Genomic DNA, 13,399 nt, shown 5'->3' with positions numbered 1-13,399 from the left:
CAACTTTTTTTGAATCATTTTTTGTTATCATTAAAAAATTTTAAACAAAGGATCCTTATGACATATCCAGAGTTTTTTGACCGTGTGGAATCGATAATGCTCTATGATCCTCTTGCAGATTTTCTTGGTGCAATAGAATCTGGCGTTATAGAGATCACCTATTTAGATGTGGTGAAATTTGCTGGTCACTCTTGCCCTACTGTCGCAGGTGCATACCTTATGGCAAAACTTGGGCTTGAAAAACTCTTTCCTGATGCAATGCCCCACAGAGGTGAAATAAAAGTTTTAGTCAAAGGGAAAAAGGATGCAGAGGTTAATGGGGTCATCGGTAATACCATTGCCTACATTTGCGGTGTAAGCGATGAAGCAGGCTTTAAGGGTATAGGGGGCAGATTTAATAGAAGCAATAAACTTTTTTATGATGCTCCGATATCAGGGCAAGTAAGACTTGAGCGAGTAGATAACGGGGAGTATGTAGATCTAGCTTACGATCCATCAAGTGTGCCGCCAAATCCAAAAATGAAAGAGCTTATGCAACTACTTATAATGGGGAAAGCAGGTATAGAGGAGAAAAAGATGTTCCAGTCCCTTTGGCAAGAGCGTGTTGAGAAGATTTTACTTAACAAAGAGAATTGGAACAGAGTTCTTACTATTTCTTCAAATAAGTAAAAAACTCACTCTCTCCCACTTGCTGGGAGAAGACTGCAATACCTTTTTTGCGCATCTCCTCAATCAAGGGCTCTGGTTTAAAATCGGATTTAAGCAAAATAATATCACCTTCTTGCAACGTTTTTAAAAGTTTACTCATCTCAGCCAAAGGGTTTTTGCCACTATCTAAAAGCTCATTTGCATCCAAAATAGCTTTTGGCTCTTGCGCAATCCAACTAGGAGCACTCTCTTGCTCTTTTGTAACTTCCACTTCTACTGGCTCTTGCCCCACCCGCTTGCGCAATGCATTGAGCAGCTCTACCGCATCCATACCACCTACAGCTGCTGCTTGTTTGATTGAAGCTACTCTTGCAACAGTTCTACGCAAAATGGGATTTTTGAGCTTTTTAAATTTTGGATTGATTTTTATGAGTTCCTCTTCTAAAAATGGATACTCTTGAAGTAAATCATAAATTTTTGTATCGAGTGTTATCTCCATATCTTCTCTCCTCTCTTCCAGCGTAAAACAACCACAACAATATCTTTGATTATAAGTCCAAGGCAGTAGAGCCACAGCAAATCGAGTAGCCAATATCTTGGATAACCAAGATAAAAGTAGAGTACTGGCAGACCTAATACTATAGGCCACTTCATATAGTAAAAAAACAGAATCCCTGCGCCATAGAAGTGGCGCAGAAAGCTTTGCAGCTCTCTCACTTCGCCCCCAGCGCTTTTTTCACAACATCACTCGCCATAGAGATATTCCAAGGTGGATCCCAAACAATCTCTACCTCTACACTTTTTACATCAGGTATGCGCTCTACCGCCTCCTTCACCCACTGCTGCATCATCTGATGCAGTGGACATCCCCGTGTGGAGAGTGTCATTTTTACATGTACATTATTCTCTTCATCGATATCTACATCATAGATAAGTCCAAGATCCACAAGATTAAATCCCACTTCGGGATCTATAACAGTGCGTATCGCATCATAGACTTGCTCTTTTGTCACCTTAGCCATGTGTACTCCTAAACTGTAACATCCATCGAAGGCTTGTAACTAAAAAGAGAGCTCCAGCTACCATAAAGCTCCCACCTGCATGGAATAACTGCACATTATTTGCTATCAATCCAACACCAACAAACAAAGTTCCAAGAGCAGTAAAAAAGAACTGATAATCAGCCTGCTTTTTTGGATACATCTCATGGAGCATTGGTACCTTTTGCTTGCCTACGAGATCGCTAAATCTATGAAACCAGACTAAAAACGGAACTATTTTATACAAATGCCCATTTATGAGAAAAATGAAAAAAACAAACAAAAACCAAAACATTCCATATAAGAGATGGCTACTTTGGAGTCCACTCAAAAGATAGAGCACTCCTAAAATTGTAGCGAGCATAAAGCTTGCATACCCAAAGAGCATAGAGCGATACCATATATCAAGCTCTTTGCGTACACGTGTTTTGTAGATGAGAAAAACCTGATAAAAATAGAGTGCGACTGAGAGAAGAGCAAAGATATAGCTCATATATGCAAAAATTTGCCAATCAAACAAAACTGCTATAAAAATAGATCCAACTGCAGCCACCATAAGCCAGAGTGCTTTGTGTACAGGTTTTTCATCAAAACCGTGGGCTAAACCAAACATAGGAAGCAATACAAGACTAATGCCATAAATTGTAAGGAGTACATACCCTCCAACAACAGCAAAAACATGGAGTTTAAGTACCTGTGCAATATCGACTCCCATAAATCCACTAAGTGTCAAAGCCATCAAAAACCCGCTCAAAATTCCTAGGAGTAAAAAGATATTGGAATATTTCACAGCTTTAAGCACAAAGGTATCAATACTACTCTTTTTTACCGTCAAAAATACATCAATTGCAAAAATAATCATTGCAATGAGTACAAATATGCCACCAAAACTGAGCCATAAAGGATCTAGCCAAAAACCTATTACTAATCCAACAACACCTACTAATAGCAGTGGAAAGATAAGATAGTACCAATCTACACTAAAGTGTCCTGTCTCTAAAACTACTGGAATAAGCTGCGCCATTGCCCCAAAAATTATCATCATTACATAGCCAAGCAAAAAGAGATGTACCCATCCAGCAATTTGAGGCTGCATGTAGGAGAAATCTACCCCGTAAAATAGCAACGCCACAGTTGCTAGTAGATAGAAGACAACACCAGCAACGAAAAATGGTGATATTAATGAAAATGGTGGCGCAAAATCTTTGGAAATATTAAACACCCTCCCCCTCCTTTTTAACCGTGACAGGCGCTATCTGCAAGATCTGCTTTTTCACTCGCTCCTGGCTTATAACTAAAAACCAGTTTCACTCTTCCATCATCGAGATTCTCTTTTTCTATATTGAAGTTTTCTTCAATCTTATTCAAAAGCCCCATAGGCATTTTGTGATTAATCATTATGAGTTTCACATCTGGTGAAGTAATGAGTTTGAGTCCTGCCATTGCATTGACCATAGGTTCAGGAGGACCACATCGTGATGTATCAAAAGCGTAGTAAGTAACACCATCCTTTTGAAATTTATAAAAATCTACCGTTGCTCCTTCAACTTCGACCTTTTGTGCATCCTGTGGAATAACTTCCATAGCAACCTCCTAATTAAGATAAATTTACTCCTAATTATAATGGTGTGTCACTGGAATGTCATTGATACATATCAATATTTTTGGTACTGAGTAAATAGAGTGAAACAGTTGTAAGTTTAACCAAGAAAAAGCGTTAAAAAGTGCATCGCACTCGAAGGGCAGCGTAGCTTTTTGCACTTTGAACTTTTTGGAGTGGTAAAAAATTTACACTCTTATTGGGTCTGTTTAGTCAATGCCTCTTTTTTAATGCTTGCAGAAGTTGTAAAAAGCCTTTCTGTTTTTGAGTTTGGAGGCGTCTTTTGTAAAGAACAAGTGCCTTTTTGCGCAGGTCTTTTGGAAGTTTTGGAGGATGAGGAGAGTATTTATATTGGGCTAAATCTTGTAAAAGCTTTTGGATCTCTGCATCATTTCCAAGAAGCTGCAACTGCTTAGAAAAGGTATAAATATCCTCTTTGCTGCGTAGTTTTGGTAGAGGCTCTCGCTTTTTTCTTCGCATCAATATCCAAACAATTACAATACAAAAGATACTAAACACACCAAACAATAAAGCATGATGAAAGGGTGGTAAAGGAAGCAACTCCATCTATCTTCCTATAAAAAATTTTGCTAATTTTCCAAAAACCTCATCCGTATCATACAGTTCCAGATAGTCTATATGGAGTTTTTGAAACTCCTTAAAATTTTGCTCCAGAGCTTGCTGTATATTTGAGCGGTATGAGCTAAGAGTCTTTTTATGAAAGACTACACTTCTTTCTCTAAGACTCTCACAGTCCACAACCTCACATGCACTATGCAACGATGTGTTTTCTATAGAGTCTCTCGCTACAAGCGCAATTACTTCATGCTTTGCAGCAAAGAGGCGTAAATCTATAGGATCTAAAAAATCTCCTAAAAAGATTACAAGTGATTTTTCATGAATTGCGTAAAAGAGCGACTGGAGATCGAGTGTTACACTCCTGCCAAGAAGCTTTCTTGCTGTTACATCTTTTACAAACTGCTCCACAGTGAAAATATTAGGTAGCTGCTGCATCGTATCGGCAACGCCAATCACTCTCTCTCCCATCCGCACGCCACTTAAAGCAATGAGTAAAAAGGCTTCTAAAAGAGTTTCGATTTTCAGTCGCTTTGATCCAAAATAGAGTGAGCCTCCAAGCAAAAAGACAAGTACAATATTGCGCAGTTTCTCTTCTTGATAGATGCGCACATACGGCTTTTGCAGTTTGGCACTCACAAGCCAGTCTATTTTTCTTGCATCTTCTCCATAGTTATATTCACGCATCTCATAAAAATCAAACCCCTCTCCTAGCTGTGAGGAACTAAAAACACCACTGCTTTTACTAAAAACATCTCTTTTTGTCTTTATTATGAGTGTATCAATCATGGCATAGGCACTTTTGTAAGGATCTCATCTAAAATCTTATCACTATCTTTGCCACTCGCTTTTGCCTCATAACTGAGTATCACCCGATGCCTAAGTACTGGCTTGGCCATCTCTAAAATATCTCTTGGGGTTACAAAATCACTCCCACGCATGTAAGCTTTCGCTTTCGCAGCTTTAAGCAGATCGATACTTCCTCTTGGGCTTGAACCATAGAAGAGATCAGGATGCTTGCGTGTAGCAAAGATGATATCAAGAATATAGCGCTTGAGAGCATCATCTATAAATATTTTACTCACCTGCTCTTTCGCCTGTAAGAGATCCTCTTTTGTAATAACTTGCGCAAAATCTGTAGCAAATCCTTTCTCAGAACGATTAAGTATCTCAAACTCCTCATCTTTTGTATTATATGTAAGCACTATTTTCATCATAAATCTATCGAGTTGTGCTTCTGGTAAATTGTATGTTCCCTCTTGCTCAATAGGGTTTTGCGTTGCCATGACTACAAAAGGCTCATCGAGTCTATAGCTTTCTTTATCAATGGTAACTTGGCGCTCCTGCATCGCCTCTAAAAGAGCTGATTGCACCTTTGCTGGAGCTCTATTGATCTCATCTGCTAATAAGAGATTTGTAAAAATGGGCCCTCTTCTTATATAAAATCTACTCTCGGCAGGATTGTAGATATTGGCTCCAATGATATCACTTGGTAGCAAATCAGGGGTAAACTGGACACGCTGAAATTTTAAACCTACAACATGAGCAAAAGTTTTAATAGTGGTGGTTTTTGCAAGTCCCGGCATCCCTTCTAACAGTATATGCCCTTCACTCAAAAGTGCCACGATAATCGCATCAAGCATATCTTCTTGGCCAACAATAACTCTTTTTACCTCATTTTTTAGTGCTTGGATGATTTGCATTGTTTCAATCCTTTGATAATCTCTTTTTTGATTTTTTGTAGATTCTCTTCACGCTCAAGCGCCTCTTTCTCCTTTGCAAAACAGTTAGGATAGCGTACCACCAAAAGTGCTAAGAGCTCTTTATGATTGCGTGCAAGCAAAATATCCTCTATCTCTTTTCTTCGCCATAGCAAGTAAAGAATCACTCCACTTAACACACCTGCAAGAAAAACTGCCACATAGAGTAAAACCGCTTGAAACTTTTCAAATGTTGGCTCTATTTTTAGTGGATTATTCTCTTTATCAACAAGATTTTTTGGGCGAATTACTGTAATTGTATATGCAGGAGTTGTGAGATCTTTATAGCGAGCAAAATCAAACTCTTTGAGCCGCAGTGCTGGAATCGTAAAGTTATGATCACTCACAACTGCATAGCGAAAGATATAATCAACTTCAGCTCCCTTAGGAGTAAATTGCACACTCTTTTGTGGTTTATCTTTGAGAATCTTTACTCCAGGAATTTGCAAAGGATCTTCTAGTTGTGGTACATATCCAACACCTCGCAGCCGCACACTCACATAGAGTGGCTCATAACTCTCCACCTTGTTTTTATCTACATCCAATGTAATATGAAAATCACCATAGAGATCTACTGGCTTCACATGCTTTACATGGAATATTGTAGGTGCCACATCGATGGTATACACTTTTCCCTCTATTGGATTTGTCTGCTCATATCCTGTGCCTAAAATATCTTGCTGAATCACTTCCACAGCCGACTTTTTCACCTTCAATATATAATGCATCGTGATTTCGCCCTCTTTGAGAGGGAAAAGGAGATAAGAGAACGTATACGATCCACTATTTACTGTTTTTTTGAGAAAGTGACTCTCTATTGCAGGATCTTTAACGGGAGAAAACTTTACCCAAACAATCTTTTGTGGCTCTGGATCGCTATATGTAAATGTAAGAAGTACCGGCTCTTTATAAAATGGCGTAGTAGTGCTCACTTGCACATCTGCACCAAAGAGCGCTACAACTAATAGAATACTACCAAGGACGCTTCTCATCAATATATCCTTTATTAATTAACTCATATACTTTTGAACTAACTGGATGTGCCTCTCCTTTTTTGCTAAGACTCCCTCCCCTACTCTTCTTGCCCCCTTGTGCACTTCCACTCTGCATTGCAAGATTGATATTAGATCCTCCTGCGCTTTTTTGTTTGCTCTTTTCGCCCTTTTTTCCTGCCTTTGGTACGATCTTTTGCTTCGCAAAGGGGAGAAGCTGCTTTTTTTGATTTTTTTTGAAAGCAAGCTTTTCTATTTTTTTGAGGCATTTTCCATCTCTTTGCAGTTGACAGGCTTTGATAAAAAAGCGCAACGCCTCTTCATACTTTCTCATCTTTTCATAGCAAAGACCTATGTTGTAGTAGATTTTTGCTTTTACTTTTGGATCTTTGCTCCGTATTGTTTTAAAAACTTTAAGAGCTTCAGGAACTTTCCCAAGATGAAAGAGCGCTACCGCGTAAGCATAGCGTGCTTCAAGATAGGGTATGGAAGAGAGCGTTTGCACAGCATCACTATATTGGTGATTTTTTATTTGCTTATAGCCTCTTTGGAGTGCAAATTCATCCAATAATGAAGCATGCACACCTATAGCCAAAGCAAGAAGAAAAAGTTTTTTTGTACGGAGCTTTTCAAAAAGTGTGGTATAGGCATGGAAATAAAGCAAAAATGCAATCAAGAGCGGAATCCAAAAAAGCTCTACAATCTCATTTTGCTGCTGCTGACTCAGCTCTTTATCAATATCATCTACAATTGCAAGATAATTTTGCTCATCATAAAAGTTCCCAAGTTTTTCAAAATTGGGGTTGCGTTTTGTTACTACAAGCTTGCCTTCACTTTTAAGATACCCTTCACGTGTTGGAATGAGTGCACCACTGCGACTTCCAACACCAACACTATATATTGCTATATCATGCTTTTTCGCTATTTTTTCCAATATTGATGGATCTTTAAAATCTCCCCCATCGCTGATAATAACAAGATTCTTTTTCCCTTCAAACTCTCCTATAAACTCCAACAGTTTTGCAAAATCGGTGCCTTTTGTCAAAATTGCATCTTGATTGATACTTGCAAGTGCCATTTTTAATGCCTCTTTATCACTTGTTGGAGGAGCGATAATGAGTGGATTGGTAGTAAAAATAAGCAAAGAAATTTTAAAAGGGGCTTCTTGTATTAAATCAAGTGCGATCCTCTTTGCTTTTTCAAGTCGCCCTTCAGCACGCATCGAGTTGGAAAAATCGATAGCTATAAAGAGTGGCTGGACGGATTTTTGCGCTAGAAGCGGTTTTTTGAGAACTGGCCTAGCAAGTGCAACTATGACTAAAGCAAGAACAAAGGGTAAGAGCAGATAATTGACACTTTGGTTTGCTATAACAATTTTTGGATTAAATGGAAGTTTTGCGCGTTTTTTCTTTATTAAAAAGGTGAGTAAAAGTGCTGGTATTGTAAAAAAGAGAAGATATGGATATAAAAAGCTCATATTTTTCGCCTTATATCATAGAGCAATAACCCTACTAACGCTATTCCAATCCAAGGGAAAAGAGTTCGTTTATCGATATAGACGCCACTGCGCAGAGGACTCTTTTCAAGCTCATCAATGCGTTCCATTACTGCAGCCAAAGCCTTCTCATCTTTTGCACTAAAACTCTCTCCCCCTGTCTCTTTAGCGATTCGTTCAAGCAGTTTTTTGTCAAATTCCTCTCCAATTCCTACAGTATAAATTTTGGCTTTAATCTTTTTTGCCTCTTTTACTGCCTGTTTTGGTGAGATACTTCCGCTATTGTGGTAACCATCTGTAAAGAGTACAATGACCTTCTCTTTTGCATCGCTTTTTTTGAGCATCTTCACCGCTTCCATAATCGCATCGCCTATGGCAGTATTATTGCCTGCAATAGAGAGTTCAAGATAGTTTAATAAAAACTGCAGTGCCTTAGTATCGTATGTTATTGGACTTGCAGGGTATGCAAAGGTACCAAAGACTACCACACCAATGTTGTCATCGTAGCGATGCTGAATAAAGGTACGAGCAAGATCAATGAGAGTATCAAATTTACTTCTTTGACCAAAATCTCCTCCCATAGAACCGCTTGCATCGATAGCTAGCACAAGATCGCGCCCCTTTTTTCCACTCTTTGCAAAAGCCGAATAGGTAAATGGTGAAGCAAGGGCAGTGATAAAAAGAGCTGCGATAATGAGAGGGAGATAATCTTTGCTTAAAAGTGTGCGTGGTAAGAAGTTAGTTTTTGCAAAATAGATTTTGCAATACTCTCTTTTGCAGCGAAAAAAACAAAAAAGTATAAAAAGCCAAAAAAATGCAAAAGGGTATTCAAAACTAAAGTGCATTACTCCATATCACTTGCAAGTTTAAATATATCAGCAAACTCATCTACAAAACTTTTGCAGCGGTCACACAGCATTTCCCCACTCTTATAGGCAAATGGAGTTTTACACTCACTACAAATCTCAATTTGGTGATGAATCAGCTCTTCACCTCTATCAAAAGCAAAGGCTACGAGATCGAGAGTCTGCGCATCTGTAATCGACTTTGGTTTACAAATACCGTTACATATTGCACAATCGATACATTTACCTGCAATAAACCAGATAGCATCTCCCTCACTGGAAGTAAACAGCGCATTTGTAGGGCAAAACTGCACACAATCTCTACAGTTTGTACAATTCTCATCAATCTTTTTATTGCCAAGAAAGCTATACGCAGTGCTTATCTCTTTATTTGTAAGATCTTTGCTCGCTTTTTTTAAAGAGTTTTTCAAAAGTGTGAGCTTCAAAGGGACTCTATTGAGATCGCTTTGCAAGGAGGAGAGCTTTTCTTCTTTTGTTGTCTCTTTGGCTGCACTAAAAATCGCTTTAAAAAAGCCTCTTCTATCCTCTTGATAAGGTTTTTCTTCAATAACAGCTTCTGCACCACTCTCATCTAAAAATCGCTTAGCCTCTTCAAGTCGCTCACGGATTGAGTGAAGTGTCTTATTCTCTGGATTGAGATGGCACCCCTCACAATGTGAAAGATCACAGCTTAAAGTGCCATGACGCAAAGCGATAGTAATAAAGTGCTCGCTTGAAAATGCACTCAAACATGGTATATCTTTTTTGCATGAAAGATGTGTCTCATTCTTAAGTATGTAATCGTTTGGGTCAAAAAAATCTAAAGTAAGAGCCTCAGTTGGACAGACACCAAGACATACAGAGCAGTTAGTACATTTATCGAAATCGATACTCAAACGTTTGCGATCAAAATAGAATGCATTTTCAGGACAGATCTCCATACATTTTTTACAGTCATTATGAAAATAGTCAGTACGCAAACATTTAAGCAGATCAAAGGTAAAGAGCTTTCCTTTTTGCTTATACTCCATCATCACCTATTTCCTTACGTAAAAGCTCATAGTCACTAAAAAGATAATCAGTAGTAAAATCACAAATATCTTTATAAAATGGCGTTTGTGCTACCTTTTGCATCGCGAGTAAATAGGGAGGTACCCACTGTAAAAGATGATTTTGTAAAAATTTAAGTGCAGTCTTGTCCTCATCTCTATATGCCAGGTTTTGCATAAATCCAAACTCTATTGCCAAATGATCGGGAGCCAAGATTTCTGTGCGGTTCATATCTATCTCATACCCATTTTCAAAATAGAAGAACATAACAGGATTTTGCAGTCCCACCAAAATCTCTCCGGTTGAATCAATAACAAGTGATTCAACTGGTTGCGAATTTATTATAAAAAGGGAGTTAAAATCGATATTGAGAGCCTCCTCTATCTCCTGTGTATCAGTAGCATTGAAGTAGTTTTTTGTCTCTTCTCCAATAGCTGCAAGAAGATCGGGGCTCTTTTTGAGATCTTCAATCTCTTTTTTTCCTAACTCTTTTTCAAAGACTCTTGATAAAAATGCATACACAAATGCTCTTGCTTTATTGTCCACACAAACCCTTTAGATATAAAAATTTTAGCAATTGTATCGAATTTTCATATCTAAAAGCCAAAACCGCCCAAGGCGGTTTGGAATTAGAGACAACCTTTAAAGAAAGACTTTTTAGGAGGTGGTGGAGCTTTAAACTCCATAGCTTCAATAGTTTTACCATCGCTCTCTAATTTACCAATGATTGTCACCTCGTTGCGGTTTGCAGCCTTTTCCAAAAGCTCACTCACATGCACGCCACTTGGCTTGATTTCATAGATTTTTCCTTCATCATGTACATAAAGTACTATCTCTGTTTTTCCTGGTTCTCCAGGAACCCAGTTGCGATAGCACCCTTCACTACCACAATGGTAAGATTCGAGACGACAGTCTGCAAAAAGATCGTTTTGCGCACACCATTTTGTTGTCAAAAAACCTTTTTTCTCAAACTCACCCTTTTCACCACTGCTAGCAAAAAGCATGCCAGCAGCCACAAGGGCTAAAAGCGCTATTTTTTTCATTTTGCAACCTCCGCTTTTTGTGTCTGCAGATATGCCACGATATCTTCTACAACTTTTTTATCAAGATAGTTGAATGGTGGCATAGTTGAAGTTCTGTTACCTTTGTCATCCACTGTATACCACGCAAAGTTTGGATGAGCATTTCTGTTATATCCAGGAACCACAACCGCATTTGGATCAAGAATCGATTCTCTAATATATGCAGCAGTAGTCTGCCCACCTATATTTTCAAGACCTGGTGCCATGTAAAGAGGAGCATTTTGGAAATTTCTGTCACGGTGACAGCTTGCACAATTAGTCTCAAACTCTTTCTTTCCGTTAGCAACATCACCTTTGGCTTTTTCTGTTACAACTGCTTCTAAAGCCTTATTTTTTGCTCCAGGAAGTTTGACGGCAATCCAGCTAGAGAGTCTTTTGAGACCATCTCTTTGCAGCTCTTTTCCGTCCCACGCTGCCACAGCAACAGCTAACTCATTCTTACTTGGTGCTGCATAAGCATCTTTGAGAGGCTTCACAACCATTCCACCCCACATTCCACCTTTTTTATTGACGTAATGCATATCAGTGCGGTAGTTAACACTTCCATCTTTGATTTCCGTCATACTGCGAAAACCTTCGCTCACAAAGGCTCTTTGATATGGAAGTACTCCAAGTTTTTTCACCTCTTTTTTAAATTTTTTGAGTCCTTTTCCAAAATAATTGGTATTGTGCTCATTTACTTGATGTGCAACATCTCCATTGCCATTTGGCTCATATACTCCTTGTCCATAAGCTTTTCTAATGAAAATCTCAACAGGTCTGCCATCACTTCCCATACCTATATACGGAAGCTTTTGAGGGTTGCTTGCATCTGCTGCAAATTGTACAGCAAATCCATCTGGATAGCTGTCGCTTTCGTAGCCTTTGTAAACATCTTTACTCTTATCTGGCCAGCGCATAATGATTGCTACATTTTTTCCATCAGTAAATGCAGCTACTTCAGCCACTTTTGCTTTTGCATCTTTATTAAGCTCAAGTGCCTTTTTATCATTAAGTTTGACAGTAGTTTGTGGATAGAGTGTTACAGGCACAAATTTTGCATGTTTACGTACCAATTTTGCACCACATTGGAGATTTTTCAAACTCTTAACCTTAACAGCGGTTACCACATTTCCAGCCATTGCCGTTACTGCAGCCAAGCTGAGGGCTGCTGTAAATGTTATTACTCTTCTCATGCGTGCACCTTAAAATGAGATATTGAAGATGGTTTTGTATGTTTTCCAGCCACATATCTCTCATCAACAAGTGGCAGTGGCTTCATACCTTTCTTCTTCGCAACTTCTACATAGTAATTATGGTCGAGTCTAAACATATCTTGATGCTGATATGCAATCAATATATCCATAAGCTCTGATTTCCCAGTCTTTTTACGTTTTTCACGCTCAGCTTTGATTGTTTTAATAGCATCATGTACTGCTGGTCCAAAGAGTTTTTCTAGCTCTTCAATAGGAATCCTGTTGCTGCCTTCAATAATTTTACCATTTTCATCAAATTTTGGTGGCGCTTCTGTTGGCGGTACATAGTAAACATTTGGCTGTGTGCCGTAATCTGGTCTGAGTGGCAATGCAACTTTATATTTATGTACCAATTTATAAACTTGACTCTCTTCATCATCCAAAAAGCCTACGAATCGAATACGACCAACACAGCTCTGTGCACAGGCTGGCGGGAGTCCCTGCTCAATTCTTGGGAAACAGAGAATACACTTTTCACTCTTAGAGATTTTTGGATTGAAATAGATCTTTTTATATGGACATCCCGCGATACAGTAGCGGTATCCCTGACATCTATCAAGATCCACTAAAACTACACCATCCTCTTCTCGTTTAAAAATTGCATCTCTTGGACAAGCGCTAAGACATCCTGGATTTGAACAGTGGTTACAAATCCGTGGAAGATAGAAGAAGTAATTGTCCATTGGGAAGTTACCTGCTCCCTCATCTTCATCCCAGTTTGGTCCCCATGTTGGACTTTGATCTGGTCTAAAACCAGGCTCTGGTTTATCACTCAATAAGTTTTGTTCTGCAAGTGACTCATAGTTGTAATCCCAAGGCACACCATAATCTGCTTCAATATTTGGAATGATGCCAGGCTGGAGATCGCCTGCAGCATCAAAACCACCACCAAGCTCCATCCATTTTTTTGGATATCCATCGCCTGGATATGTTTCAACATTATTCCAGTACATATATTCACGACCATTTCTATTGGTCCATTGTGTTTTACATGCGACTGTACAGGTTTGGCATCCGATACATTTATTCAGATCCATTACCATTGCTAGTTGTCTTTTAGACATGCCACGCTCCTA

17 protein-coding genes are annotated in these 13,399 nt (G+C 38.8%); 1 reads left to right on the top strand and 16 read right to left on the bottom strand.

What is annotated here, in order from left to right; all coding sequences use genetic code 11:
• Positions 1–57: 57 nt before the first annotated feature.
• Positions 58–669 (top strand): FmdE family protein, encoded by a 612-nt coding sequence (locus NITER_RS08940; RefSeq protein WP_084274887.1) that lies wholly within the window; start codon positions 58–60, stop codon positions 667–669.
• Here the strand turns inward: NITER_RS08940 and NITER_RS08935 are convergent.
• From NITER_RS08935 to NITER_RS08860, 16 genes are all read right to left on the bottom strand, one after another.
• Positions 650–1,147 (bottom strand): DUF1858 domain-containing protein, encoded by a 498-nt coding sequence (locus NITER_RS08935; protein ID WP_084274888.1) that lies wholly within the window; start codon positions 1,145–1,147, stop codon positions 650–652. The two genes, NITER_RS08940 and NITER_RS08935, sit on opposite strands and share 20 nt — an antisense overlap.
• Complete coding sequence (locus NITER_RS08930; RefSeq protein ID WP_084274889.1) at positions 1,138–1,365, bottom strand: hypothetical protein; 228 nt, start codon at positions 1,363–1,365, stop codon at positions 1,138–1,140. Before NITER_RS08930 ends, NITER_RS08935 begins: the two co-directional genes overlap by 10 nt.
• A complete protein-coding gene (locus NITER_RS08925) occupies positions 1,362–1,670 on the bottom strand; it encodes a metal-sulfur cluster assembly factor (RefSeq protein ID WP_084274890.1) in 309 nt (102 codons plus the stop codon). Before NITER_RS08925 ends, NITER_RS08930 begins: the two co-directional genes overlap by 4 nt.
• A complete protein-coding gene (locus NITER_RS08920) occupies positions 1,663–2,910 on the bottom strand; it encodes a hypothetical protein (RefSeq protein ID WP_084274891.1) in 1,248 nt (415 codons plus the stop codon). Before NITER_RS08920 ends, NITER_RS08925 begins: the two co-directional genes overlap by 8 nt.
• A gap of 14 nt (positions 2,911–2,924) precedes the next feature.
• Positions 2,925–3,272, bottom strand: coding sequence for a hypothetical protein (locus tag NITER_RS08915; protein WP_084274892.1), 348 nt, complete (start codon positions 3,270–3,272; stop codon positions 2,925–2,927).
• Between the two features lie 229 nt (positions 3,273–3,501).
• On the bottom strand, positions 3,502–3,855 hold the full coding sequence (locus NITER_RS08910; RefSeq protein ID WP_084274893.1) for a hypothetical protein: 354 nt from the start codon (positions 3,853–3,855) through the stop codon (positions 3,502–3,504).
• Positions 3,856–4,653: a DUF58 domain-containing protein gene (locus tag NITER_RS08905; protein ID WP_084274894.1), complete on the bottom strand. Its 798-nt coding sequence runs from the start codon at positions 4,651–4,653 to the stop codon at positions 3,856–3,858.
• Positions 4,650–5,567, bottom strand: a complete 918-nt coding sequence (locus NITER_RS08900) for an AAA family ATPase (protein ID WP_084274895.1) — start codon at positions 5,565–5,567, stop codon at positions 4,650–4,652. Before NITER_RS08900 ends, NITER_RS08905 begins: the two co-directional genes overlap by 4 nt.
• Positions 5,546–6,616 carry a BatD family protein gene (locus tag NITER_RS08895; RefSeq protein ID WP_084274896.1) on the bottom strand — a complete coding sequence of 357 codons (1,071 nt, stop codon included), beginning with the start codon at positions 6,614–6,616 and terminating at the stop codon, positions 5,546–5,548. Before NITER_RS08895 ends, NITER_RS08900 begins: the two co-directional genes overlap by 22 nt.
• Positions 6,597–8,093: a VWA domain-containing protein gene (locus tag NITER_RS08890; protein ID WP_084274897.1), complete on the bottom strand. Its 1,497-nt coding sequence runs from the start codon at positions 8,091–8,093 to the stop codon at positions 6,597–6,599. The genes NITER_RS08895 and NITER_RS08890 overlap by 20 nt, the downstream gene beginning before the upstream one ends.
• Positions 8,090–8,956: a vWA domain-containing protein gene (locus NITER_RS08885; protein ID WP_084274898.1), complete on the bottom strand. Its 867-nt coding sequence runs from the start codon at positions 8,954–8,956 to the stop codon at positions 8,090–8,092. Before NITER_RS08885 ends, NITER_RS08890 begins: the two co-directional genes overlap by 4 nt.
• Positions 8,956–9,990, bottom strand: coding sequence for a 4Fe-4S binding protein (locus NITER_RS08880; protein ID WP_084274899.1), 1,035 nt, complete (start codon positions 9,988–9,990; stop codon positions 8,956–8,958). Before NITER_RS08880 ends, NITER_RS08885 begins: the two co-directional genes overlap by 1 nt.
• Positions 9,977–10,552, bottom strand: coding sequence for a TorD/DmsD family molecular chaperone (locus NITER_RS08875; protein ID WP_084274900.1), 576 nt, complete (start codon positions 10,550–10,552; stop codon positions 9,977–9,979). Before NITER_RS08875 ends, NITER_RS08880 begins: the two co-directional genes overlap by 14 nt.
• An 83-nt stretch (positions 10,553–10,635) precedes the next feature.
• Positions 10,636–11,049 carry a hypothetical protein gene (locus NITER_RS08870; RefSeq protein ID WP_084274901.1) on the bottom strand — a complete coding sequence of 138 codons (414 nt, stop codon included), beginning with the start codon at positions 11,047–11,049 and terminating at the stop codon, positions 10,636–10,638.
• Positions 11,046–12,263: an ethylbenzene dehydrogenase-related protein gene (locus NITER_RS08865; RefSeq protein WP_084274902.1), complete on the bottom strand. Its 1,218-nt coding sequence runs from the start codon at positions 12,261–12,263 to the stop codon at positions 11,046–11,048. Before NITER_RS08865 ends, NITER_RS08870 begins: the two co-directional genes overlap by 4 nt.
• Positions 12,260–13,387 (bottom strand): 4Fe-4S dicluster domain-containing protein, encoded by a 1,128-nt coding sequence (locus NITER_RS08860; protein WP_084274903.1) that lies wholly within the window; start codon positions 13,385–13,387, stop codon positions 12,260–12,262. The genes NITER_RS08865 and NITER_RS08860 overlap by 4 nt, the downstream gene beginning before the upstream one ends.
• Positions 13,388–13,399 lie beyond the last annotated feature (12 nt).

Source organism: Nitratiruptor tergarcus DSM 16512 (assembly GCF_027946175.1).
Classification (GTDB): domain Bacteria; phylum Campylobacterota; class Campylobacteria; order Campylobacterales; family Nitratiruptoraceae; genus Nitratiruptor; species Nitratiruptor tergarcus.
The sequence above is the reverse complement of the archived record's forward strand: the minus strand, read 5'-3'. Positions and strand labels throughout refer to the sequence as shown.